This is a genomic window from Akkermansia sp. 54_46 (assembly GCF_001917295.1).
Classification (GTDB): Bacteria; Verrucomicrobiota; Verrucomicrobiia; order Verrucomicrobiales; family Akkermansiaceae; genus Akkermansia; species Akkermansia muciniphila.
Genome location: NZ_MNUD01000001.1, coordinates 20,632 through 44,697, shown reverse-complemented (window position 1 = coordinate 44,697; position 24,066 = coordinate 20,632). Strand labels below are relative to the sequence as shown.

The following is a 24,066-nucleotide window of genomic DNA, read 5'->3' as shown; positions in this document are numbered from 1 at the left end:
GGAGTGCCGTTGATGTTGATTCCGGAGTTTTTTATGCCGGAGCCATGCTTCCTGAACGTTTGGGCGTAGGGGGCGGCTTGGGGGGCAAGTATTGATGGCAGAGCCCGAAGAAAAATCATCAACAAGTTATGAAATCCGGTGCGCTGCCGGATCTCCCATAATTGGGAATCAATCTCATGACCGTTTACACCGGACAGTAAAATATAGTTTATTGTTCCTCCAGCGCCCTCTTCAGAAGCTTCCGGTATTCCCTGGCCGGCACTTCATAGGTTCCGAATTTCAGCAGATGCGGCGTAGTCCACTGGGTATCCAGGAAAAGGAACCGATGCGCCCGCAGGTATTGCACCAGGGCCACCAGGGCAATCTTGCTGGCGTCCGTTTTCCGGTGGAACATGCTTTCCCCGAAAAAAGCCTTCCCCAAGGCTACTCCGTACAGGCCTCCCTGCAGCCCTTCCTCGTCCCAGCATTCCACACTGTGGGCGAAGCCCATCTCGTGAAGCTTGCCGTATGCTTCTTCAATCTGCCCGTCTATCCATTGTTCTTCCGGCTGCTCCGTCCGGGCGCAGGCATGCACCACCTCCGGAAAAGCGGTATCCATCCGGAGTTCAAAAGGTTTTTTATTCAAAGCCCGTTTGAGGCCGTGAGGGATGTGGAAGCGGTTGTCCAGCGGAATCAGGGCGCGCGGGTCCGGTTCGTAAAAGGAGATTTCTCCCGTTTCCGGGTCCGCCATGGGAAAACACCCCTGGCAGTAGGCGGAGAGGACAAGTTCCGGCGTTAATCTGTCATTCATCTGATATGGTCCAGCAGTTTGCCCAGGGCGGGGGAGTTCAGCGCCTTGCGGTCCGGAGATGCCATGGGCAGCCCGTGGATTTTGTCCAGCGGCACGAATTCCTCTCCTTCCCTGAGGAGAGGCGTATCCGTCACATGGTGGATGTAGCGGGTCACCCTGTAGCGGGTAATGCTGTAGGTCTGTTTCAGGACATGGGGCAGGGAAAGGGTGTGGTCGTCCTCCCTCTGGGGGAAGCGGTACATGCCGGCATGGCGCTTGCCTTCCGGGCATTTGGCCAGCAGGACGGATTTGCCGCGGATGTAAAGAATGTCGTGGTGCTCCACCCGGGTGACTTGCGGCTTGGGATTTTTGACGGGAAGCGTTTCCGGCCGTTCCGCGGAGCAGAAGGGGCGCACGGGGCACAGCAGGCAGTCCGGGGAACTGATGCTGCAGCAGGTTTGCCCCAGTTCCATGATGGCTGAATTGAATTCACGGGCATGTTCCGGATCCACCAGGCTTTCCGCGCGGCTCCACAGGTATTTTTGGCCTTCCGTAGAATCCACGGGAACGGAATAATTGTCAATGCGGGCCAGGACGCGCGCGACATTGGCGTCTACAATGGGAGCCGCCTTGTTGAAGGCGAAGGAGAGGAGCGCTCCCGATGTGTAGGGGCCGATGCCCGGCAGGCGTTTCAACCCTTCCGCGTTGTCCGGGAACCGTCCTCCGAACTTGTTGACGATTTCCCTGGCGATGGCCTGGAGGGAACGCACGCGGCGGTAATAGCCCAGTCCTTCCCAGGAGCGCAGGGCCGTCTGTTCGTCCACGGCGGCCAGATGCGCCGGAGTGGGGAACTGGCGCATCCATCTGTCATATCTTCCCAGAACGGTGGGAATGGTCGTCTGCTGCAGCATCAGCTCGGAAACCAGGATGTGCCACGGATCCGTTGTCCGCCTCCACGGGTAGTCTTTCCCTTCGCGCCTGAACCATTCTACCAGCGCGTTCCGGAAAGCATGGACGTTAAAATGGGGGGGGGCGTCAGTCATGCTTTTGTTCAAGAGCCCGGCGCATGGCGGAAATATCCGGCTTGATGCCGAACCAGCGTTCAAAGGAGAGGGCCCCCTGGTGAACCAGCATGGAAAGGCCGTTGGAAACTCTGGCGCCCTGAAAGCGGGCTTCCATCTGGAAGGCATCGTCATGCGTCTGTAAATCGTAAACCAGATGGTGGGCGGAAAGCAGTGCGGGGGGCACGGGGGAAGGGTCCGTAGGCTTCAGGCCGAGGGAGGTGGCGTTGACGATCAGATCCGCATCCTCCACGGCGGCATTGAAACGGGGCGTATTGTTCTGGTGGGCCGCCAGGCGGTCGGAGGCTCCTTCCAGCCTGTGTTCGTCAATGAAAAAGGAACTCAGCCTGTTTTTAAGCTCCTGAAGCTTTTCTTCCGATCTTCCGGCCAGCGTCAGCCGTTCACAGCGCTGCATGGCGCAGGTGTAGGCCAGGGCAAGCCCGGCTCCGCCGCAGGAGCCCAGAAGGGCCACTTTCAAATCGCGCAAATCCACGGAAAATTCTTCCCGGATGGCGCGGGCGAACCCCGGGCCGTCCGTATTGAAGCCGGAGACGGAACCGTCCTTTTGAAAGACGAGCGTATTGACGGAGCCGGTGACGCGGGAAAGGGCGTCCGTGTCGTTGCACAGGGAACAGGCCGCCTGCTTGTGGGGCACCGTCACGTTGGCCCCCGTGAATCCCCTTTCCCTGAGAAGCCGCACCACTTCTCCGAATTCTTCCGGAGCGGCCTGGATGCGGATATACCGGGCGCGAATGCCCGCCGCGTCCAGCGCGGCCTGCTGCATGGCGGGGGATTTGGAATGGGCAATGGGGAAACCGATTACGGCCAGTCTGGCGGGAACGGTTTCCCCGGCGTCAAACGGATGTCCTTCATCCAGAAGGTCAGCCAGAGTATAGTAGGGTTTCATGGAAAATAAAGGTGCGGCTTCAGGCGCATGCGGCGGACTATGAATGAAATGCTGCCGGATTTCAAGGCAAACGCCTATCATTCCTTTTCCCCGCGCGGCAGTTTCCGTTCGCTTTTTCCGGAAAGTTCATGCTGGACGGGGGCCGGGAAGGCCGGAAAATCGTCTCTCCCGGAAAAAATACCTTTTCCGTAAATTCACCGGGCGGAACCCGGCAGCAGCCGGATTCCGCCCGGAAAGAGCGGGTCTGGAATGATCTGGTTACCGTTTATTCCCCGCAGCCGCCGTCCTTGTATCCGCAGGAGCGGCAGGATTTGCATTTGCCGTCCTGGACATAGGCCAGGGAGTGGCACTGCGGGCAGAGGGAGGCGCCGTTGAGCATCGTTCCTTCCGGAACCTTTCCGGCGGGAATTTCCGGCAGGGCCGGAGTAGCGGGATGCGCCGGAGCGGTGATGATGCGGGGGGGCAGCACGCTTACTGTCGTATCCGGAGCCTGGCCCGGAAGGCTGACGATGGGGATGGAGAATACGTCCCGCAGGCGGTAGCCGTTGCTTTCCGGGAAAAGCCACGCAAGAATCTTGGCAATCAAATCCACCACGGAAGCGCAGGAGCGGATTTCCGTGCAGGTGTCCGCCTCCGTATCGTCCCCCACGCGGCAGAACCCGGAGGGTTCGAAGGAGTAATTGCGGAAACCCTTGACCACTTCCTTGAGAGGCACGCCGAACTGAAGGGCGGTGGAGAGGAGCTTGCAGTAAGCTTCAAACATGCCGGAGGCGAAGGAGCCGACTTGTCCCAGGCGTCCGAAAACTTCCCCGCAGGTGCCGTCCGCATAGACGCCTACCGTCAGGTAGCCCGTCAGCTGGCCGCCTACGGAGAATTTGACGGTCTGGCCCAGACGGCGGCCGGGCAGCTTGCGCTGGCGCGGCTTGGATGCCTCCGCGATGATTTCGTCAATGGCGTCTGAGCCGGCATTCACCAGCTGTTCCCAGACGTGGTTGGCCTTGAACATGCGCGTTTCCGGGGTATCCACCACGTAAACGGCATTCGCCTTGGAGCCGGCGCGGAAGATGGCGATGCACTTCACGCCCAGCTCGTGGGACATGATGAGGGAATCGTAAATATCCTGCACGCTGGCGGAGACGGGCATGTTGACCGTCTTGGAGCACGCGCCGGAGATGAAGGGCTGGAGGGCGCCCAGCATCAGCACATGGCCGGCGGGGGAAATGGCACGGATGCCGTTGCCGTTGGTGGCGGCGCAGTCAAAGACCGGCAGGTCCTTTTTATTCAGCCACGGTATGGATTCAATATGGGCGGCTCCGTTGACTACGGCGAGTTCATCCGCCGTCAGCACGGCCATGTTGGCCGGGTTGCTGATATAAGCCACTTTTTCCTGAATTTCACTGCGGGATTCCGTGCCGGAGAGCAGGCGGCGCCACGCGAGGCGCACGGGGCCGGCCTGGTCATTGCAGGGGTCCACAATGAGCTGGTTCACGACGTAATCCATATTCCCCTGGAACGCGGAAATCAGGCCGTCCAGGCCCGCCACTTCCAGAGCGGCTTCATTGACGAAGTCTTCCGGATAACCCAGGGAGCGGAGGCCTTCCAGGGCCAGGCGGTTGAACATCTTCAGGGAGCCTCCGCCCGCCAGCTGCTTCCATTTCACCAGCGTGTAATCCGGCTCAATGGAAGTGGTGCCTTCATCATAGCAGCCCAGCGGGGCGGAAATGGTGCCCGTGGGTGCCATCACGGAAACAAACGCGTTGCGGTGCGCCGTGGCCTTGATCACCTTCGCCCACATGTCGGAAGCGGCTTCCGCCAGCTTGGCCGCAGGGGCGATGCGCTCCCTGTTCATCATGGTGGGGGCCTTGAAGCTCTTGAGGTAGGCATGCAGGGCATAGGAGGCGGTGAGCCCCTGCGCTTCCGGCAGGATCCCTCCGGCATTGGCGATGATGTTCTCAATCAGGTCGTCCAGCGTCTTGGAGTCCTTCTGGGAGGGCAGGGCGCTTGCCAGTTTCTGGGCTGCGTTGTGCAGGCGCAGCACGGCGAGCAGGTCTTTCTTGCTGGCGGGGTATTCCACGTAGGAACCCAGTTCCGCGCCCATTTCCGCGGAGGCCGTCCAGCAGGCCGCCGTCAGGGCGCTGCAAAGCTGGGAGGCAATCCAGCGGCCTTCGTCGGAATCGTAAGGCACGCCCAGGGCCATCAGGGAGCCGCCCACGTTGGCGAAGCCGATGCCCGTGGTGCGGTACTTGTAGGTGCCCTCCGCGATTTCTTCAATCGGGAAGCCGCCGCGTTCCACATTCAGGTCCGCGCAGACCATGGCCAGGCGGGCGGCGTGGGTCAGGGCGTCCGCATCAAAAACGGGCTTGCCGTCCTCTCCCTTGATCAGGAATCGATAGGCGTTGAAGGAGGAAAGGTTGCAGCTCGTATTGTTCAGGAAGACGTATTCCGAGCAGGGATTGGACGTAGTGATGGTGCCGATGGATTTGACGGGATTCCACAGGTTGATCACGTCGTTATTGTGCACGCCGGGTTCCCCGTTGTCCCAGATGGACTGGGCCATGGCTTCCAGAAGTTCCTGGGCGCGGAACGTCTGTTCGATGTGGGCCGGATTCGTGACCCAGCGCGTGTAGGTATTGCCGTTATTGGCGAGCGCCTGCCAGAAATCCCCCTTCAGGGAAACGGAATGGTTCGCGTTCTGGTGGGAAAGCGTTTCCCCGTACAGCAGGGCGTCCATGTGCGGGTCAAAACTGTTCCGGGTGGCCAGGGGAAGGGAAAGAATGACGCGGGCGGCGGCCTTTTCCGCCGGAGTGCCGGCAACCAGCTTGGTCTCCGCAATCTGCTTGAGCTCCACATGCACGTTGTGTTCGCGCAGGATAACCTTGGCGATGTCTTCCTGGCGGTTTTTCGTATTGATGAATTCGAAAATATCCGGGTGGTCGCTGAACATCAGGACCATGCGTGCGGCGCGGCGCGTCTTGCCCCCGGATTTGATGGCTCCGGCCATGCGGTCCCAGCCGCGGTCGAAAGAGATGGGGCCGGAGGAGCGGCCCTTGCCGCTGATGGGCTCCTTGGAGGACCGGAGGGTGGACAGGTTGATGCCCACGCCGGAACCGGACGCGAAAATACGGCCTTCCGTCGTCAGGTGGTCCAGAATATCCTCCATGCTGTCTCCCACTTCCGTCAGGAAGCAGGCGGAACACTGGGGGTATTCATACGTGGACTGGACCATGAAGGTTTTCAGATTGTTCTTGGTTCCCTTGGTATGGTAGGCCTTGTTGCCGTGGCCTGTGTAGTTTTCCCTCAGGTCCGGGCGTCCCCAGCGCCACTGCTCCCAGTGGCCGATGTTGAACCAGACGGGGGAGTTGGGCGCCCATATCTGCTGTACCAGCATGGCCTTGATTTCCTCATTGAAAATTTCCGCGTCCTCCAGCGTGGCGAAGTAGCCTTCCTCCCATCCCCATACGGTATAGGTATTGGAAATGCGGTCGTAGATATTGCGGAAGCTGTCTTCATATTCCAGGGAGCCGGGTTCGCTGCCGAAAAGGTACTTGTCCGCCGTGATTTTGACGGCGTTGTCATCCCAGTGGGCCGGAGCTTCCAGACCCAGGCGCTCGTAAATGGTCTTGCCGGTTTTCCAATCCATAATGCGGACGTCGCGGCGCGTCCAGTCCACTTCATCATAGGGGTGGACTTCATTGTGTGAAAATCTTCTGGTGAATTTCAAACCGCCCAGCAGGTCTTTCCTCTGGGGGAGGATGATTTCCTGGCCTGTGCGCAGTTTGAGTATGGTTTGCGAGTTGTCTGTGGTCATTGGATTGCGAAGTAGAAAGGTTTGGGAATAATCCCGTAGGCTTGCGCTTCGTCATGGGGCGGCGGCGCGTAGCGTGTGCATTATCTACTGAAAAATAATCCTGATGAAAAGGAAATATTGTACAGTATTTTTTTATATACACTATATATTGTATTGTTTGTCCTGTTTTCTAGAAAAAATTCTCCTGTCTTGCGTGATTTTTTCTGTCTTCCGCATGCTTCTTTTTTTGTTTGGCGAAGAGGGGGCGGCTGGGCGTTTTGCCTCTCCCACGGAAACGGGCTTTTCATAAAAAAACCTGGTAATAAGAGTACGTTAACGGCGCCCGGAAAGCGGAAGAACACGGTCTTTCTGCAAATACGCAACAATGGATACCGATTGTTGTTAATGAGTTAATTATGTTGGTTTGTGGCGGGAAAGGCCCTCCGATGCCCCTCAGTTGGTTTTTACCTGTCATGTGCCATCTTTCTGCCGGAGAAGCGGAAAGATGGCCCGGCGGAACCCCGGAACCCGCTTCCAAGGGCATGAAGCGACCAATTCCGGAGTTTGGAACGAATGTTTTCCTGCTGCGGGCGTCGCTGGTTCAAAGGAGGGCCGCCCTTGTTTGTTCAGGGAAAAGGGCGGGTACGGAAGGGGCCTTTTCCCCCTCCCCTAAATGGACTTGATGAACGGGCTGCCACGCGTTAATCTAACGGCCATGAGATTGGCTACCCTGATCTGGCTGGCCGGCATTGCATGCTGCGTGCCGGGCATGGCCGCCGAACCCCAGCAGAAGGAACAGACCGCCGCGGAAAAAGCGGACCGCCCCCGCCAGCAGGAGATATCCTTTCAATGCATCGCTCCGGTTCCCGGCTTGCCCGTTCCCATGGATTTGACGCAGGCGGACGGAATCCGGCTGAACGCGCTGGACGTTACTGTTTCCCTGAAGCAGCACCAGGCTTTCCTCATTTACACCTGCGCGCTGGATATTCCCAGGGGAATCAGGGGGAAAACCATTTCCGTAGGCGTGCCGTTCCAGTACGAACCGCCTGATGAACAGGCCAATGCCGCCAGGCAGGAACCCATACGCAGCCTCCCTTTTACGAAAGCGGTGCAGGACGTCGTCACATCCGTGGATGATCTGAAATGTGATTTTTCCCTGGTGGAGGGGCGGCATCTACAGGCGGACGCTCCCTCCATGTTTCCCATTGCCGGCATAACTCACTGGCTGGTGGCCCAGGTTCCCAACAAGGCGGGAATCCATGTTCTTACCTTCCAGTTCTCCGTTCCTTATACGCAGGACGTTGCCATTACGCCGGAACCGAAGGTCCACATGGGGGAACCGCGCCTGACGCTGCTTACCTCTCCGGTAATGACCTGGACAGGGGGCACCCCCAGGGCGGTGGTCAATGTGTACAGCTCGGAGATGACCAACCAGTCCGTCAAGCTGGATCCCTCTGCGGATGCCAAATCCATCGTGACGACGCCCAAAGGCGTTTATACCTGGTCTCTGCTGGGAGCGGACGGCAGGCCCTACGCTCCCTCCTTGGTGCTTACTCCGGGGCCCGGGTGGGTGCTGGACAAGGATGGGCGGATTACCGTCCGCGGAGAAAGGGGCGTCCTGACGGACCAGTATGACGTGACTGCCAGCTCCACCCTGGACAGGGACCCCTACGGGGTTCCATGTTCCCCGGACAATCTGAAAAAAAGTTCCGGTTATTGGGCGGAAAGCGTTTCCGGGGACGGCCAGGGGGAAACCCTGGAAATCAGGCTCAGGAAACCCGGCCGGCTGCTGGGAATCATGCTGGAAACCGGCATTTCCCCGGTGACCGACCCGGAAAAGGATTCGGAAGCCCGGAGGCACCCGAATATTGCCTACTCCATGTTCAGCCGCCCCAAAGGCATTCAGGTGACGCTGAACGGGACTTATACTTTTGACGCCACGCTGCGGGATGACTGGACTCCGCAGATCGTCGTGCCTCCGTATTACAGGCAGCCTGTGCATACCATCAAGATCAGGATTAATTCCATTTATCGCGGAACAGGGACATCGGACACCTACATCGGCATCCTCAAGCCGATTATACAATAAAGAACTTTCCGGGGCTCTTTTTTCCGGAAGCGGGCGGGCCGTTTTGCGGGGATTCCGTCGGAAGCGGCGGGGCTGGGAAGAAAGATTCCCTTTCAATGGCGGAACAGGGAACTGCCCGTGCGGCCCCTGGGATAACGGCGGAAGGGGAGTGTGAGCAGATACATCAGCGCCAGCGCCGGAACCTGCATCCACAGCAGATACCAGGGCCATGGCCCGAGAAAGTCCAGCACGGACCCTCCGGCGGGAGTGGCCACGGTAAACCCGTAATTGGTTCCCAGGAGCATGTTGACGGGATGAATGGCCACCAGGTACGCATTCGCCAGCAAAAAAGCCCACAGGAAGTCCCAGCGCGCCGGCTTCCATTCCAGAGCCAGAGGCAGGTAAAGCGCCGTGATGACTGTCACGCCGTGGGAAAGGAAAAAGGCAAAATACGTCCATGAGGGGAAATCATGGGCCACGGAAGGAGTCACCAGCCCCTGGAGGGTTGCGCACAGCACGCAGTAATAGGCCACGGAGCGCAGCCGCCGGGAGGGTATCCACAGGCTCAGGGCGCACACCACCTGCATGACGGAGCAGAAATGCAGGGGGAGCATCCATGTCCAGTTCTTTTCCGGTTCATCGGCCAGCATGGCGGCCAGGTCGGGAACCAGGCTGAACAGGCAGGCCGCCCCCAGCCAGAAGGTAGTGCGGTTTCTGACGGTTTTCTTGTAGGACTGCCCCAGCTCCAGGATGCAGGCTCCCGCCGCCAGGAGGACGGCCAGGGCCGCCCAGTGGGAAACCCCTGCGAATTCCAGTGGAGGGACGCCATTCATGCAACCTTCACCGTAACAGAAAGAAGGGGGAGGGGCAACGCGAAAAGCGGGACGGGTTTCAGGCTTGCAAATTCGCCTTCTCCGGGCATACTTGCCTGCGGATGAAACAGGGCTTGTTCATATTGGTCTGCGGTTTGCTGGCGGCCGGTCTGACCGGGTGCGACGATTCCAGTGAACGGCGCGCCCGTTATGCGGAAAAAAAGCCCGCTCCGCGCCCTCTGGAAAGGACGTTTGACCCTCCCAAAAAAGTCCTCCCTCCTTCAAAACCTAAGAAAAAGGCCCCCGTATGGATGGATTACAAGGGTGAGGACATGCGGCAGCTTACGGAACTATCCGGCCGCAAGGTGCTCCTTGTTTTTTACGCTTCGTGGAGCCGCCCGGCCATGGATTACGTCCAGGCGGTAAAATCTTATGCCGAATCGCAGGACGGCAAGGCATTTGCCGTGTTGATTGATGCGGATGCCTATCCGGACATAGCTCGCAAATATGGCCTGGAAGCCGTCCCGCTGACGGTTCTGTATCTGGAAGGGATGAAGCTGAAGGATATGGTTGGCGGCATTACTGCGCCGCGCCTGAACGAACTGATTGAGCAGACGATACGGGTGCAATAGAAGGGATGGGCTGCGGCAGCCTCTGTGCGGTGCGGGGGGCGGTTGATTCCCTGTAAATGAACCTTTTGTTTGTTGTGCCTTTTTTGCTCCGTACCTGTAAGGACTTCCCTTTCCTGCGTGGAGAACCGGAGAATTTCCGTTTCTGGAGGTATGGATTTTATGTGAACGCTGAAAAAACGCAGGCGGCAAGCCGGTAAAACCGGAACAGGGAAAGGGCGGCATCATTCTCCTGTATTCCTGTGACGGCCATTCCGCCCGCAACAGCATGCGGAGAGAGACGCTCTTCCTTCATTCGGGAATTGGCAGGAAACGGGGGGATGGCATTCCTCTTCCGGGAAGGGGCTGCTTTTTTTGCCGCATGAAAAAGCCGGTTCACGGGGACGTGAACCGGCGCGGAAAAACGAGTTGATAAATACTGAAAAATCAGGCTCCCAGGTTGAACGCCTTATGTACTACCCGGGCCGCTTCCTCAATATCGGATTCGTCCACCATCACGGCAATCTTGATTTCCGAGGTGGAAATCATGCCGGTCTTGATGTTGGCATCCGCCAGGGCCTTGAAAGCGGTGGCTCCCACGCCTGAGTGGGAACGCATGCCGATGCCGACCAGGGAGAGCTTGGCCAGCCCCGCTTCCGTTTCCACCTTGACGGTGGAGCCGAGGGCGGCCATGACCGGTTTAAGGGCGGCCTGGGCACGGCCCAGTTCGTTGGAGGGCATCGTAAAGGACTGGCGGACATAGCCGTCGTGGGCAGTATTGGCCAGAATCATATCCAGGTTGATTTCCGCTTCTGCCAGGGCGCCCAGTATCTGGGCCGTGTAGCCGATTTGGTCCGGAATGCCGGTAATGGTGACGCGGGCCTGGTTGCGGTCAATGGAAATGCCTCGGATGACGACGGCTTCCATGGAGGGGGTTTCTTCTTGCACGATTGTACCGGGGTTGTTGTTCATGGAGTTGCGAACTTCAAAGACGACACCGAATTTTTTGGCGAATTCCACGGAACGCGACTGCATCACCTTGGACCCGTTGGAAGCCATTTCCAGCATCTCGTCATATGAAAGGGTTTGTATCTTCTTGGCGTCTTTGACCACGCGGGGGTCACAGGTATAGACGCCGTCCACATCTGTAAAAATCTGGCACACGTCCGCTTTCAGAGCGGCCGCGATGGCGATGGCGGAGAGGTCGGAACCTCCGCGGCCCAGCGTCTGGACCATTCCTTCTTCCGTAACCCCCTGAAAGCCGGCGCAGATAAGGATGTTGCCTTCCTGCAGGTACTTGTTCATCAGCGTCGGGTCAATGCTGTGGATGCGCCCCCGCGTGTGGCTGCCGAAGGTGGTGATTCCGGCCTGCGCCCCCGTAAAGGACATGGCTTTTTCACCCAGTTCATGCAGGGCCATGCAGAGCAGGGCGATGGACTGCTGTTCGCCGGTGGCCATCAGCACGTCAAGTTCACGTTCGCAAGGCGTTTCAGACAATTCCCTGGCAAGCCCGATCAGCTTGTCCGTCACGCCGCTCATGGCGGAAACGACGGCGACCACCTGGTTGCCTTCCCTGGCGGTTTCATGGATGCGGCGCGCTACATTGCGGATGCGGTCAATGGTGCCGACGGAGCTGCCCCCGAATTTTTGAACGATAAGAGCCATGTAACAGGATGATATGTAGGTTAGGATTGAGGAAGAAGATGTTCTATGCGCAGGACGCGGGGTTCCGCCGCCACGCAGGAAATGCGGGTTATTTCCTCCAGAGCCTTCTGGAGCTGGCCCCACGGGCAGGAATGGAGGATGAAAACGAGGTCGTTCCAGGGGGCTCCGCCTTCATCAATATGGCTGGGGGCGGAAGAGGTGGCGGAAATGCCGATGCCGAAGGTGGCCAGAACGCGGGCTATTTCCGCAATGACTCCCGGCTGGTCCGCCACCTGGAAGCGGACGTAATACGGAGTGACCGTATCATTGATATGCATGATCCCGCAGGCCTTGGCATAGGGATTGAAGCCCGTATGGTATTCCGGATAGCGGCTTTCACGCATGGCGGTGATGATATCGCTGATGACGGCGGAAGCTGTGGGGTTCTTGCCCGCTCCGCGGCCGTAAAACAGCGTTTCCCCCACAATGTCCCCGTTGACGGAAATGGCGTTGAACACGCCGTTCACGGAAGCCAGGATATGCCAGTCATGGACAAAACAGGGCTGGACGCGCAGTTCCAGGGCGTCATCCTGCCCCTCATGGTACCGGATGACGACAAGGAGCTTGATGGTATAGCCCAGTTTTTTGGCGAACTCGAAATCCCGGCTGGTGATATTCTCAATGCCTCTGACGTAAATTTTATCCGGAGAAATGGTCGTTCCGTAGGCCAGCATCGCCAGGATGAGCGCCTTATGGGCGGCGTCCCAGCCGTTGACGTCCAGGGAGGGGTCTTCTTCCGCGAAGCCTAGCTTCTGTGCCTGGGCCAGGGCGTCCGCGTAATCGGCCCCGTGTTCCCCCATGGCGGAGAGAATATAGTTGGACGTTCCGTTGATAATGCCCACAATGGAATTGATGTGGTTGCAAATCAGGGAATTCTGCAAGCTCTGGATAATGGGGATGCCGCCGCCGGCGGACGCTTCGAAATAAATGGGGGTGCCCATTTCCGCGGAAAGCTTGAAAATCTCCGCTCCGTACTCGGCCAGAAGAGCCTTGTTCCCCGTAACGACGGGCTTGCCGGCACGGAGGGCCAGCGTCACCAGGTCGTAAGCCTGGCGCGTTCCGCCAATCAGCTCAATAATGATGTCTATCTCCGGGTCGTTTACCAAATCCTGCCAATCGTCCGTCAGCAGTTCCCGGGGAACGACGGTTTCCCTGGGCTTTTCCAGGTTGCGCACGGCGATGCGCTTAAGCCTGAAAGGAATCTTGCTCCGGGCTTCCAGAAGGGCATGATTGCGGCACAGCGTTTCGTAAACGCCGGAACCGACCGTTCCCAGCCCGGCAAGCCCAAGTTGTATAGGTTTTTCCGTCATTCCTGCCGGGGGATTATGCAAAAAAATCCCTGTAACGCAAGAGCTTTTACCGTCCCGGAATGCCGTGTGTGCGATGCTCATGGAATACCCTTCTTTCCGGCATTTCCCTCCACCCCCGCATGTTCCATGCGCGGCAGGACGATTGCTGGATTTTCAAGAATCTGTGCGGATGATGGGGGAATGGCGTTCAAGCTTGCTCCGGGAGAGGATGAATCCTGAAAAAAGGCAACAAAAAACCCTCCTTGAAGGAGGGTTGGATTGGCAGCCCCACCAGGACTCGAACCTAGAAATACTGAACCAAAATCAGGTGTGTTACCAATTACACTATGGGGCTGTCTGCTCAGGCGTTTCTGCCGTTGCGGGGCGTAGTAAACCACACGGGACGCAGTCTGGCAAGAGAAAAATGCCCTGTCTCCCTTGTTTGAAGGTCAATGCCCCGGCTTGATGATGCGTGTATAGCTCAACCGTTTGAACATCAGCATGGGTATGGCTACTCCGATAACCAGGGAAAAGATGATGAAGAAGGCGGTGATGCCGTTTTTGCAGATGTCCACAATCAGACGGTTCATGACGGCCGCGTCCTGGTTCTCCTGCATGAACTGCATCAGGGCCAGGATGGTCTTATAGGCGTACACGCCGGGAATCATGGGCAGGAGGGAAGGGAAAGCGAATATTTCCGCCGGGCACTTCACCAGCTTGGCCGTCATGACGCCCAGCATGCCTATGGTGAAGGCGGCAATGAAGGTGGCGCTGGAAATGTCAATGGTCCAGGAGTGCAGCATGTAAAAGCGGAAAGCGTGGCCGACGGCCGCCAGAACGGCGGAAACGGCAATGGCGCGCCTGGGCGGATTGGAGATGACGGCAAATCCCGTGGCGGCAATGGCGGCCATCAGCCCGTCCAGAAGGATGGAGGAAATAAGATCCGGATTCATAAGCTGTTTACCCCTACGATGAGCATGGTTGCGGAGAGGCCGATGGCGATGCAGGCAATCATCATGATGGAATGGATGCCGCGGGAGATGCCCATCAGGATGTGGCCGTGCATCAGGTCCATGATGGAGTTGATCATCTGGACGCCGGGCACCAGGAACAGGACGCTGGTCGCCAGGGCGATCTGCGGTGTGGAGCCTATCTGGAAAAGGACGGCGCACGCGGCCGCCATGGAGGCGGTGAAGGCGGAAAGGATGATGACCCCCAGCGGATTGTATTTCAACCGGGTAAGCTGCTGCTTGGCCAGAAAGCCCAGCATGGTGGCGGCGAACACGGTCAGCATGGCCCACAGGTCTCCGTTAAACAGGCGGCAGAAGGCGGCGTTGCCTACGCTGACCAGGAGCAGGTCCGTCCAGCGGGAAAATCTTTTGGTGCGCACCATAGAGCGGAATGCCTGTTCCATTTCCGCAATGCTGACGTTGTTGTCCACCGGGAGCCAGCTCAATTCACTGAGCTGCTGGATCAGGTTCAGGTTGAACGCCAGGGGTTTCAGTTTCCGGACGGAGGTGCGGCGCAGCGTCTCGTCATCCTTGCAGATCAGGCTCATGGTGATATTGCGCTGGAAAATGGTCATGTCCGCGCTGTATCCATACGCGGCGGCAATGCGGGAAATATTGCGCACGGCGCGGTTGGTATGCACTCCCGCGCCCATGAGGGTGGTGGCGTATTCCAGCAGGAATTCCGAAAGGGCCTGTATCTGGTCGGTATGCTGCATAAAAGGGAAAGGGGAGGTCAGGGCCGGGAGGCCCGCTTTCTGGAGGCGTAATCCTCCTGCTGGTCTTCCCCAGTGACGCCCACGGAGAAATAAGTGCTTTCCGGATGGGAGAAGACGAGGGCGCAGACGGAAGAAACGGGCTGCATCATCCATGTTTCCGTCAGGCTCATGCCCGCTTCCTCCCGGGCGTGGAGCAGGGTGAAGACGGTTTCCTTTTCCTGGTGGTCCGGCTGGCTGGGGTACCCGCAGGCAGGACGCACGCCGGACCCTTCCGGAATATTCCACAAAAGGCGCAGCTTGTCATGGGCGATGGCCGCGAAAGCCTCCACCAGGCGGTCCGCCAGAGAGCTGACCAGCAGGGCGCGGTAGGAGTCGTTTCTGGCTTCCCATTCCTTTGCCCAGCGGCGGGAGCCGTGGATGCTGACCGCCATGGCCCCCACGTAATCCCTGACGCCTTCGGGAGCAATGAAATCCGCCAGCGCCAGCCGGGGTTTCCCCTGTTTGTCCAGTTGCTGGCGCTGCGTCAGCAGCGTAGCCAGGGGAATGGTTCTGGATTCATCAGCCCAGACGGTGATGTCGTCATGGCTGGCTGTTGAATTGGCCGGGAAAATGCCTATGACGCCGCGCGCCTGGTAGCGGTTTTCCTTCACGGCCTGTTCCAGCAGGCGGAGGGCGTCCTGGTACAGCGCTGCGGCCGCCTCAGCCTTGGACGGGTCTTTGGTGCGGAACTCCCGGCGGGCGCGGTCCCATGTGCCGTGCAGCTCCCAGGCGTGGAAAAAAGGCGTCCAGTCCATGCGCTCGATAAGCTCCTGAACAGTTACGTAATAACGTGGGTCGTCACTGCAGCAGCCGCAGCTTACGGAGCTGTGCAGGCTGCCGATGGAAACCGGGCCAAGACGGGCGGGAACGGGGGGGAGATAGCCGCCTTCCGCTCCCTTCCAGCGCAATTCCCTGGCTTTCTCTAGGGGCAGGAGGTCCCGGGCGGGTTTGTTTTCATGATTGTTGCGCAATTCCTCCTGCCGGGCCTTCAGGGCGGCAATGTAGGAATCCTTTTTTTCTCCCACCAGGGAGGCGGCTGCGGGAACCACCTGGGAGGCATCCTCCGTATGCACCACGGCTCCTTGATAATGGGGGGCTATTTTCAGGGCCGTATGCAGGGCTGACGTCGTAGCTCCCCCCACCATCAGGGGAATGGTCATCCCCCGGCGTTCCATCTCCGCGGCTACATGGGACATCTCTTCCAGGGAAGGGGTGATCAGCCCGGAAAGCATCACCAGGTCCGCCTGTTCCGCTTCCGCCCGGTCCAGAATGGTATCGCAATGGACCATGACGCCCAGGTCAATCATTTCAAAACCATTGCAGCCCAACACCACGCCGACGATATTTTTGCCGATGTCATGCACGTCCCCCTTCACGGTGGCGATTACGGCTTTTCCCGCTTTGGCGGCTCCTTTGCTGTCCGCTTCTATATAGGGGGTGAGCCAGGCTACAGCCTGTTTCATGACGCGGGCGCTTTTCACCACCTGCGGCAGGAACATTTTGCCGTCCCCGAACAGTTGCCCGACGACCTTCATGCCGGCCATCAGAGGGCCTTCAATCACGTTCAGCGGAGACCCCAGCTCCTGAAAAGCCTCCTCCGTATCCGCGTCAACAAATTCGGTAATGCCCTTGATAAGAGAATATTCCAGACGTTTGGCAACGTCCTGCTCCCTCCAGGCCTGTACGGTTTTTTTCTCCTTTCCGTCTCCGGTTTTTTCCGCAGCCAGTTTTTCCGCGTAATCCGTCAGGCGTTCCGTGGCGTCCGTCCTCCGGTTCAGCAGAACGTCTTCAATCAGCTCCAGCCTGTCCTTGGGAATATTGTCGTACACCTCCAGCATCCCGGCATTCACGATGCACATGTCCAGACCCTGCTGCGTAGCGTGGTACAGGAAAGCGGAATGCATGGCTTCCCGCACCGGGTTGTTGCCGCGGAAAGCAAAGGAGACATTGGAAATGCCGCCGGAAATGTGGGCATGCGGCAGGTTCCGGGAGATCCAGCCTGCGGCCTTGAAGAAATCAAGAGCGTAATCGGCGTGTTCCGCAATGCCGGTGCCTACGGTCAGGACGTTCGGGTCAAAAATGATGTCTTCCGGAGGAAACTGCACCCGGTTTACCAGCAAGTCATAGGCCCGTCTGGAGATGCGGACGCGGTCCTCGTAATTGGCGGCCTGCCCCTGTTCGTCAAACGCCATGACCACGACCGCTGCGCCGTACTTTTTAATCAGCGCCGCTTTCTTCAGGAATTCTTCTTCCCCCTCCTTCAGAGAAATGGAATTCACGATTCCCTTGCCCTGCATGCATTGGAGCCCCGCTTCCAGCACCTCCCACTTGGAGGAATCCACCATGAAAGGAACGCGGGCGATATCCGGCTCTGCGGAAACAAGGTTCAGGAAGCGGACCATGGCCTGCGGCCCGTCGATCAGGCCGTCGTCAAAACAGAAATCCAATACCAGCGCGCCGTTTTCCACCTGCTGCCGGGCAATGGATACCGCTTCCTCGTAATTTCCTTCACGAATCAGGCGGGCGAATTTGGGGGAACCCGCCACATTGCAGCGTTCCCCGACAAAGAGGGTGTTTTTTTCCCGCGTATGGTTGTACGCTTCATATCCGGACAGGCGAAGCGCGGGCGTTTGGGGAGCCGGAACGCGCGGAGGCATTCCTTCCACGGCAGCCGCAATGGCGCCGATATGCTCCGGAGTGGTTCCGCAGCAGCCGCCCACGATGTTCAGCAGGCCCTGTTCCGCGTATTCCTTCATGAACCGGGCCATATCCGCCGGCAGAAGGTCGTAGCCGGTAGGGCTGAGCGGGTTGGGAAGCCCGGCATTCGCGTAAATGGACATGTGGCAATCTGCCAGTCCGGACAGTTCTTCCGCAAAGGGGCGCATCAGGTCCGGCCCCAGGGCGCAATTGATGCCTACGGAGAAGGGGCGAACGTGGCGGATGGAGTTCCAGAATGCTTCAATCGTCTGGCCGGACAGCGTGCGTCCGGCTTTGTCCGTCAGCGTTACGGATACCATGACCGGAACAGAGCTTTCCGGTTGTTCCTCAAAAATTTCTTCAATGGCGAACAGGGCTGCCTTGGCGTTCAGCGTGTCGAAAATCGTCTCCACCAGCAGCATGTCCACCCCCCCTTCCAGCAGGGCCAGCGCCTGATCCCGGTACGCCTGCCTGAGCTGGCGGAAATTCACGGCGCGGAAACCGGGATCATTCACGTCGGGGGACAGGGAACAGGTGACGGGCATGGGGCCGATGGACCCGGCCACCAGGCGGGGCTTGCCGTCTGCAGCTTCCGCTTCGTCGCATGCCTGCCGGGCCAGTGCGGCTGCCGCCAAATTCAATTCCCGGACAAGGGCCTTCAATTCGGGGGCGTCCACCACCTCTTGGAAATACTGCTGGTCCTTGTGGCTGCCTTCCTCCGGACGGTGCCAGAAATAATCATGCTGGCCGATGCTGGTAGCTCCGAAGGTGCAGGTTTCCAGAATATCCGTCCGTCCCGTGTCAAGAAAGCGGCGGTGAATATCAAGAATGATATCCGGCCTGGTCAGAACCAGAAGGTCGTTATTATTCTTTAAATCGTTGGGATAGCATTCCGCATCCGCAAAACGTTCTCCGCGGTAATCTCCCTCTCCCAGCCTGAATTTTTGGATATTGGTGCCCATGGCGCCATCCAGGATGACAACCCTTTTACGTAACTGGTCTTTCAGGTAATCAAGGCGTTCTGTTCTGGATGCTCTGCTCATATGGCGCGGAAAATCTACCGCCCGTCCGTCATTGGAACAAGGACAATTGTCGTCACGTTTTTCCCGTATTGCTCCGGGGAAATGGAAGGAACCTGTTTTCAAGGGAATGGAAAAGGTATGGGGATGATTTACGGAAAGTAAAAACGCCTGTGAAAATTTTATGTTTCATTCCGGATTTTCTGGAAGGATGGGAAATTTCCATTTTTTTATTCCGTTTCCGTATGTCCCTTTCCTGTTTCACGCTGTTCCCGGGAAAAAGAATGCGGGGACTGGAGAAAAAGGAAGAAAAATTATGAATAAAATGATAATAACATGTGTATAACTGGAATGACTATTTATGTTTCAATAGCGGAAAATTCATTCATGCCGAACATAGGGAAGGGATGAAAGCGTACTTTTTCAGTAACATTATTTGCTGGCAGGCATTCTGAATATTACCCGATAAAGAAACATTTTCTTTTCCAGAAATGAAGAGCGGATTTCTAATCCGCAACCTTCATCATGATAAAAAATTTTCAGGGAGAGAAGCTTTTCTCCTCTGAGAAGCAATGCTGGTCATTATGAATTCAAAGAGAAGGGAATCTTTGAAAACAAATGATTCCCGGATTTTGAAACGACATGAATAGCAAAAATTCCTTTTTCCTTCTTATACTTCACTTGAAAAAGAGAGAGGTTTTTTACTCCAAGATGGATAGCCCCGTGAAACATCGGGACTTTTTCTCAAAGCCTTTCCTTTCAAACTGGGAACTTGACCTCGGATTAGAAATCCGCTAGATTTGGATTCAGAAGGTGTTTTGGCATTTTTCTGTGTCAGGCCGCTTCAATTAACTACATGATATACGACGAGAAAAAACCGGGCTTCCCCGATGGAGGGAGGTCCGGTTTTTTTTCGTATTGGAAATGATTGATTGATGGAGTTTTATGGAAAATATCTATTTTCTCGTCGGCAAATTGATGATGTCTCCTCGGCGGGAAGGTAATCAAAAAACCTTTCAGTCCGCTTTGGCTGGGGATTGTTTTTTTTCTTCCGGCAAGATACCGGGCGGTATGAACAGCGCCGTGGCAGGAATGATGACAGGGGCGGGGATGCCCGGCCCGGACCAGGCGACGGACATATGGTCCGGGCCTCCATCCTCCTTGTGAATCACCTGAAGAAAATAAAACCGGTCAGCTTCCAGCTGGACAGGTTCGGAAGCCTGGTTGGGCTGGTTGCCCCAATTATGGATGTCGGAATATCCTTTGACGGTGGCGATGCAGGCCATGTCCTTCTGGGTGGCATCCTTGCCCAGCCATAACTCTGCGGAATCGTCGGAAGACAGGTAAAGGCGGTACTTCCCGCTTGCCGGGACTTTCAGCAGGGCGGAGTAACGGGCTCCGTACCTGTCTCCTTGGTTTTCCACATCCAGATGGCTGATCGTGCGGACATCCGGGGCCGCCGTTTCAAAAATCTTCCTGTGGGTCAGGTCCTTTACGGATGCCCCCGGAATGCCGAACCACAATTCCTGCACTACGCCGGGAGAAGGCTTTCCCTCCTCAGAAGAGCCGGAAGCTGTTTCCGTCAGCATGACACCGCACAGAAAGCTCAGGATGGGTAGAATAATGTTCATGGCCGGAGACTCCTTTCCTGCAACGACTACGGCAGGAACCAGGGCAACCTTTCAAAAACGGCGTCATTCCCGGGGTGCCTCCTGGTCATGGCCTCCGTCCTTCTGGCGGCTGGAACTGCTCCTCCAAATCATCCAGCCGATCAGGAATGCCAGAACGCCCAGTCCGGCGACTCTGCGGGGAGTGGAAATGCCGCTGTCCTCCGTCTGGGCCGGCGGTCCTTCCGCAACAGGAGTCTCCTGGGCGTGAACGAAACAGGACAGGGACAAAATTGCCAGAGCGCAGGCGAATATCATACGATGAATAAAAAGAGGACGTTTCATCATTTATGCAAAGGTAAAACAGGAATGAATCTCATTCAAACATATTTGTTCAGACTGTCCCTGTTTTCGTCTGTATGGGATTTGCAGTCCTTTCCGGATTCAGTATTTTCCGGAAAAAACATCCCGGGGCAATTTTTTTGTAGAAAAAGCTTGCATGCCCGCTTTGGAAATGATAATTTCTCCCCGTCCTCAACAGGACGCACCAAGACGAAAGTCAAAGGGGTATTAGCTCAGTTGGTAGAGCGCTTCAATGGCATTGAAGAGGTCAGCGGTTCGAACCCGCTATGCTCCACCAAATAAAGGCCTTAAAGCACAAACGCTTTAAGGCCTTTTCCATTTTGCCAGGCATGGATTAAAGAGCATGCTCATGAGGAATTGATCTATACCGGAAAGATTATCTTTATAGTCTTTACAAATTAGGTAAAACAGTTCCTGTTTTAAGAATATGGCAACTATCAGCAGACTTTTAAGAGAACTCGAAGCAGCGAGCAGAAGAGCGGCCCGTGAGGCCGCAAGGCAGGAAAAACTGGCCCTAAGGGAATTGGCTCTTCAGCAAAAACATGATGAATTAGTGAGAGCGCAAATGGAAGTCGAAAAATTTGAGGAGCGTATCAGCCAATTAACTACAATTCATCATGAAGTAGGCGATTCGTTTGACTGGGGGGAAATAGTTAATCAGCCCCCTCCGGCGTATCCGGTAAAAAACGATAAGGAAGAACGTATTGCTATGCAAAAACTTAGGATGTACAGGCCTAAGTTTTTCCACCGCATGTGCGGAAAAGTTGAAAAAATCAGATCCGATCTTGAACAAAAAGTCGTTCATGCGAAGCAAATGGATGAGTATAATTATCAAAAATCCATTGAGTGTTATGAGCTTAAATTCAGTCAGTGGTCGGCGCTTCATGAACTGGCGTTATCTATTAATCGGGGAGATACTTTAGCCTATCAGCAGGCTATTTTGGAAATTAACCCTTTGAATGAAATTCAGGAAATAGGATGCGAGATTCATTTTGCAATTCCTGATTCTGATACTGCTGTTATTTATTTGACGATAGATGGAGAGGTTGTTGTTCCCAAACAGATTAAGACCCTTACTGCCAGGGGCAAGTTAAGCGTGAAAAATATGCCCCGGACCAGGTTTTGTGAGCTGTATCAAGACTACGTATGTGGATGTGCTTTAAGAATTGCCCGTGAATTATTTTCATTCTTGCCGCTTTCAAGGGTGGCAGTGCATGTTCAAACGGATGTATTGGATCAGGCCACTGGGCATATGGTGCAACAGACCATTTTGTCAGTGTGTATGCCTCGTGCTATTCTTTCTCAAATTAATTTTAAGGCTGCCGATCCTTCAGAGGCCATGAGCCTTTTCCCTCACCGCATGGGCTTTAAAAAAACAAAGGGCTTTATTGGAATAAAACCGTTGTCGGAGTGGGAAATGCGGTCGTTTTAATTATAAAAAAGCCTTTTCTCCCAGCAGCAAATATCTCCGGGTTCTACTTGGAAAATGGGGTGGGGAAGAATGGAGGCCGTTTGCTGCAGCAGGGAATATTGCCGGGGGGACCTTTCCTTGAGCTTGTCCAGAAGATGAAGGAATTCGTATTCGAGCTGTTTATCCGGCAGGAGAAGGGCAGGGGGACGGTTTTCGCAGGGAGAAATTTTGCTTAAATCAAAATTGTAGCCTCTGCGGATGGATTCGTCATGGACGGTTTTCAGGTAGAAATCCAGGACATGAATGGGGTTTCCCGTCTCCCGGAAGCGGAAAAGCTGAGGATGATGGATATATCCTTTTGTCTGCCCCTGCAAAACTTTGCGTGCCAGGAGGCCTTCCCTCCACAGGGCAACCAGGCCGACAGCATCCAGGTAAGAGGGGTGGAGTGACCAGAGTCTCATGTTTTTTGGACTCAGAAAGGCTGCCTTTTGTTGTTTTGAATTATGCAGCCGGCAAAAAACGGGGAGTTGGGAGGGGCAGCCTTTTGTGTGGAAGGGGCCATTCGTTTTCCAGCCGGTTTTTCATCTGAAGGAGATACGGAATCTTTCCCTTTGCGGGGATTATGGAAAGGGGGAGAGAGTTTCCTATTTATCGGCCAGGCAGTTTTTTCAGACAACGGATTCTGTTACCGGTGAACAAGGTGCCGGGAGGGCAGTTGTTACATAAGTATTGGCTGTTGGAGACATTTGCCCCTGTCAGGCCAGGGATATTTCTCCGGGAATGCGGTCCTCCTCCGGTTCGGGAAAAGATGCGGAGCGGACGGGAACCGTTTCTACAGCGGAAGATTGTTCGGTTCTGGTATTGATGGCTTCCAGAATCAGTTCCACCGTGCGTTCCAGGCCGTAATCGGACGTGTTGACGCACAAGTCGTAGAGGCGTGCATTGCCCAGTTCCTGCCCGGTGTAGTGCAGGCAGTGGGTGCGGCGGCGGGAGTCCATGATGTCCATGGCCCGGGCTGCCCCGCCAGGTTCTACCCCATAGTTTTCAATAACGCGCTGCATGCGCGTGGTCCGGTCCGCATGAAGGAAAACACTGAACAGGTTGGGTCTCCCTTTCAGGATGAAGTTGGCGCAGCGGCCCACGATGACGCATGCCTGACTGGCCGTAATGTCCCGGATGACTTTGCTCTGTGCCAGGAAGGTGGCGTCTTCAGGGGGCATTTCCTCCGCCGTGTAGGCATAGTTCTGGGCGTAAAGTTCGTGCAGGAAGCGGCTGGAAAGCTGTTGTTCGTGCTTGCGGATGTAGTCCGGAGTGAGGCCGCTCCGGGAGGCTGTGAGGTACACCAGTTCCGAGTCGTAGAATCGGATGCCCAGCTTTTCCGCCAGCATTTTCCCGATGGCATGGCCGCCGGAACCGTATTCCCGGTCAATGGAAATGACCAGAGGGGCGTCCGGAGCATAAGCGGCCGTTTGTGCCAGCGGAGGAAGCTCGCTTGTTGCTCCGGGGCGCGCCAGCCGTTCCAGGAGCCTGTCCGGCCAGAAGACGTGCCTGTTGAAAAAACGGACGATCATTCCCACCAGGACGGCGGCCACCACGGTTCCTTCCCGTATGCCTGTCAGTCCGGGCAGGAAGATGAGGGAACAGGACAGTCCGATGCAGACGAGCGTGCAGTCCATCCCGGTTTTTACGGCTCCGAATTCCCATTTGAAGAGTTTGACGAAGGCCAGGCTCATGCCTTCCCCTGCCAGAAGAACGGAATCCGCCTTAACCTGAAGAAAGACGCCGAACCCGATGACCACGCAGCTGAACAGGCAGAGAATAACGGACCACAGGTATCCGTCCGGTTCCAGAGGCGCCATGATCCACATGGAAAAGTCCGTCAGAAAGCCGAAGATAAAAGCTATGGGAATCTGGAGCAGATGCGCCGGACGGAATTGCCTTTTCAGCAGGGCCGCCTGCACGGCCACAAAGCTCAGGTGCATGAGGATGGTGACGGTCCCCATGGTTAGAGGGAATGCCAGGCTGAGCACATAGGGCGTGCAGGAGATGGGGGAGACTCCCAGGTCAGCCTTGGTGGACAAAGCGATGCCCAGAGACATGATGAAGAGCGCAGCAATCAGGACGGAGCAGCGCAGGACATGTTCTCCAAGGCTTCTCCGGACACGATAATCTTCCATGATACCGGATGTTATCTTTTCT

General features: G+C 56.5%; 17 protein-coding genes and 2 tRNA genes. 4 read left to right on the top strand and 15 right to left on the bottom strand.

Annotated features, from left to right (window positions below; translation table 11 throughout):
- Nucleotides 1-208: 208 nt before the first annotated feature.
- The 4 genes from aat to BHW66_RS00170 form a co-directional block, all read right to left on the bottom strand.
- Entirely contained in the window at nt 209-790 is a 582-nt protein-coding gene (aat, locus tag BHW66_RS00185; protein WP_046436311.1) for a leucyl/phenylalanyl-tRNA--protein transferase, read from the bottom strand.
- A complete protein-coding gene (locus tag BHW66_RS00180) occupies nt 787-1,812 on the bottom strand; it encodes an A/G-specific adenine glycosylase (protein WP_286688797.1) in 1,026 nt (341 codons plus the stop codon). The genes aat and BHW66_RS00180 overlap by 4 nt, the downstream gene beginning before the upstream one ends.
- Entirely contained in the window at nt 1,805-2,737 is a 933-nt protein-coding gene (locus tag BHW66_RS00175; protein WP_046436309.1) for a shikimate dehydrogenase, read from the bottom strand. Before BHW66_RS00175 ends, BHW66_RS00180 begins: the two co-directional genes overlap by 8 nt.
- Nucleotides 2,738-3,002: 265 nt before the next feature.
- Nucleotides 3,003-6,545, bottom strand: a complete 3,543-nt coding sequence (locus BHW66_RS00170; RefSeq protein ID WP_046436307.1) for an adenosylcobalamin-dependent ribonucleoside-diphosphate reductase — start codon at nt 6,543-6,545, stop codon at nt 3,003-3,005.
- 694 nt (nt 6,546-7,239) lie between these two features.
- Here BHW66_RS00170 and BHW66_RS00165 point away from each other — a divergent pair.
- Entirely contained in the window at nt 7,240-8,613 is a 1,374-nt protein-coding gene (locus tag BHW66_RS00165; RefSeq protein ID WP_102748578.1) for a hypothetical protein, read from the top strand.
- A gap of 92 nt (nt 8,614-8,705) precedes the next feature.
- On the opposite strand, the gene BHW66_RS00160 is transcribed toward BHW66_RS00165, so the two are convergent.
- Nucleotides 8,706-9,425, bottom strand: coding sequence for a TIGR02206 family membrane protein (locus BHW66_RS00160; protein ID WP_012420995.1), 720 nt, complete (start codon nt 9,423-9,425; stop codon nt 8,706-8,708).
- A gap of 101 nt (nt 9,426-9,526) precedes the next feature.
- Between BHW66_RS00160 and BHW66_RS00155 the strand changes: the two genes are divergently transcribed.
- A complete protein-coding gene (locus BHW66_RS00155; RefSeq protein WP_012420994.1) occupies nt 9,527-10,036 on the top strand; it encodes a thioredoxin domain-containing protein in 510 nt (169 codons plus the stop codon).
- A 423-nt stretch (nt 10,037-10,459) separates the two neighbouring features.
- Here the strand turns inward: BHW66_RS00155 and BHW66_RS00150 are convergent, their stop codons facing one another.
- The 8 genes from BHW66_RS00150 to BHW66_RS00115 all read right to left on the bottom strand — a co-directional run bounded on the left by BHW66_RS00150 (nt 10,460) and on the right by BHW66_RS00115 (nt 20,411).
- Nucleotides 10,460-11,677 carry an aspartate kinase gene (locus BHW66_RS00150; RefSeq protein ID WP_012420992.1) on the bottom strand — a complete coding sequence of 406 codons (1,218 nt, stop codon included), beginning with the start codon at nt 11,675-11,677 and terminating at the stop codon, nt 10,460-10,462.
- A 20-nt stretch (nt 11,678-11,697) separates the two neighbouring features.
- Nucleotides 11,698-13,107: a homoserine dehydrogenase gene (locus BHW66_RS00145; protein WP_253822207.1), complete on the bottom strand. Its 1,410-nt coding sequence runs from the start codon at nt 13,105-13,107 to the stop codon at nt 11,698-11,700.
- 178 nt (nt 13,108-13,285) lie between these two features.
- Nucleotides 13,286-13,360: transfer RNA gene (locus BHW66_RS00140), tRNA-Gln, on the bottom strand.
- 94 nt (nt 13,361-13,454) lie between these two features.
- Nucleotides 13,455-13,958, bottom strand: coding sequence for a threonine/serine exporter family protein (locus BHW66_RS00135; protein ID WP_012420990.1), 504 nt, complete (start codon nt 13,956-13,958; stop codon nt 13,455-13,457).
- Nucleotides 13,955-14,731, bottom strand: coding sequence for a threonine/serine exporter family protein (locus tag BHW66_RS00130; protein ID WP_046436302.1), 777 nt, complete (start codon nt 14,729-14,731; stop codon nt 13,955-13,957). Before BHW66_RS00130 ends, BHW66_RS00135 begins: the two co-directional genes overlap by 4 nt.
- A 17-nt stretch (nt 14,732-14,748) precedes the next feature.
- Nucleotides 14,749-18,510: a methionine synthase gene (gene metH / locus BHW66_RS00125; RefSeq protein WP_046436300.1), complete on the bottom strand. Its 3,762-nt coding sequence runs from the start codon at nt 18,508-18,510 to the stop codon at nt 14,749-14,751.
- A gap of 992 nt (nt 18,511-19,502) precedes the next feature.
- Nucleotides 19,503-20,117, bottom strand: a complete 615-nt coding sequence (locus BHW66_RS00120) for a PA14 domain-containing protein (protein WP_012420987.1) — start codon at nt 20,115-20,117, stop codon at nt 19,503-19,505.
- Between the two features lie 63 nt (nt 20,118-20,180).
- Entirely contained in the window at nt 20,181-20,411 is a 231-nt protein-coding gene (locus BHW66_RS00115; RefSeq protein WP_046436296.1) for a hypothetical protein, read from the bottom strand.
- Nucleotides 20,412-20,657: 246 nt separating this feature from the next.
- Here BHW66_RS00115 and BHW66_RS00110 point away from each other — a divergent pair.
- Nucleotides 20,658-20,733 (top strand) — tRNA-Ala (locus BHW66_RS00110).
- A 150-nt stretch (nt 20,734-20,883) separates the two neighbouring features.
- Nucleotides 20,884-21,888: a hypothetical protein gene (locus tag BHW66_RS00105; RefSeq protein WP_046436294.1), complete on the top strand. Its 1,005-nt coding sequence runs from the start codon at nt 20,884-20,886 to the stop codon at nt 21,886-21,888.
- Here the strand turns inward: BHW66_RS00105 and BHW66_RS00100 are convergent.
- Both BHW66_RS00100 and BHW66_RS00095 read right to left on the bottom strand, forming a co-directional pair.
- Entirely contained in the window at nt 21,885-22,328 is a 444-nt protein-coding gene (locus tag BHW66_RS00100; RefSeq protein WP_046436292.1) for a pyrimidine dimer DNA glycosylase/endonuclease V, read from the bottom strand. The genes BHW66_RS00105 and BHW66_RS00100 overlap by 4 nt on opposite strands.
- Before the next feature lie 294 nt (nt 22,329-22,622).
- Nucleotides 22,623-24,044 carry a cytidylate kinase family protein gene (locus BHW66_RS00095; protein WP_102758427.1) on the bottom strand — a complete coding sequence of 474 codons (1,422 nt, stop codon included), beginning with the start codon at nt 24,042-24,044 and terminating at the stop codon, nt 22,623-22,625.
- Between the last annotated feature and the right edge of the window lie 22 nt (nt 24,045-24,066).

Bases quoted from the DNA above. Each gene is read 5' to 3' on its own strand.
- aat (WP_046436311.1), bottom strand. From the start codon at position 790: ATGAATGACAGATTAACGCCGGAACTTGTCCTCTCCGCCTACTGCCAG.
- BHW66_RS00095 (WP_102758427.1), bottom strand. From the start codon at position 24,044: ATGGAAGATTATCGTGTCCGGAGAAGCCTTGGAGAACATGTCCTGCGC.
- BHW66_RS00100 (WP_046436292.1), bottom strand. From the start codon at position 22,328: ATGAGACTCTGGTCACTCCACCCCTCTTACCTGGATGCTGTCGGCCTG.
- BHW66_RS00130 (WP_046436302.1), bottom strand. From the start codon at position 14,731: ATGCAGCATACCGACCAGATACAGGCCCTTTCGGAATTCCTGCTGGAA.
- BHW66_RS00115 (WP_046436296.1), bottom strand. From the start codon at position 20,411: ATGATATTCGCCTGCGCTCTGGCAATTTTGTCCCTGTCCTGTTTCGTT.
- BHW66_RS00175 (WP_046436309.1), bottom strand. From the start codon at position 2,737: ATGAAACCCTACTATACTCTGGCTGACCTTCTGGATGAAGGACATCCG.
- BHW66_RS00160 (WP_012420995.1), bottom strand. From the start codon at position 9,425: ATGAATGGCGTCCCTCCACTGGAATTCGCAGGGGTTTCCCACTGGGCG.
- metH (WP_046436300.1), bottom strand. From the start codon at position 18,510: ATGAGCAGAGCATCCAGAACAGAACGCCTTGATTACCTGAAAGACCAG.
- BHW66_RS00180 (WP_286688797.1), bottom strand. From the start codon at position 1,812: ATGACTGACGCCCCCCCCCATTTTAACGTCCATGCTTTCCGGAACGCG.
- BHW66_RS00135 (WP_012420990.1), bottom strand. From the start codon at position 13,958: ATGAATCCGGATCTTATTTCCTCCATCCTTCTGGACGGGCTGATGGCC.
- BHW66_RS00145 (WP_253822207.1), bottom strand. From the start codon at position 13,107: ATGAGCATCGCACACACGGCATTCCGGGACGGTAAAAGCTCTTGCGTT.
- BHW66_RS00170 (WP_046436307.1), bottom strand. From the start codon at position 6,545: ATGACCACAGACAACTCGCAAACCATACTCAAACTGCGCACAGGCCAG.
- BHW66_RS00120 (WP_012420987.1), bottom strand. From the start codon at position 20,117: ATGAACATTATTCTACCCATCCTGAGCTTTCTGTGCGGTGTCATGCTG.
- BHW66_RS00155 (WP_012420994.1), top strand. From the start codon at position 9,527: ATGAAACAGGGCTTGTTCATATTGGTCTGCGGTTTGCTGGCGGCCGGT.
- BHW66_RS00165 (WP_102748578.1), top strand. From the start codon at position 7,240: ATGAGATTGGCTACCCTGATCTGGCTGGCCGGCATTGCATGCTGCGTG.
- BHW66_RS00150 (WP_012420992.1), bottom strand. From the start codon at position 11,677: ATGGCTCTTATCGTTCAAAAATTCGGGGGCAGCTCCGTCGGCACCATT.
- BHW66_RS00105 (WP_046436294.1), top strand. From the start codon at position 20,884: ATGGCAACTATCAGCAGACTTTTAAGAGAACTCGAAGCAGCGAGCAGA.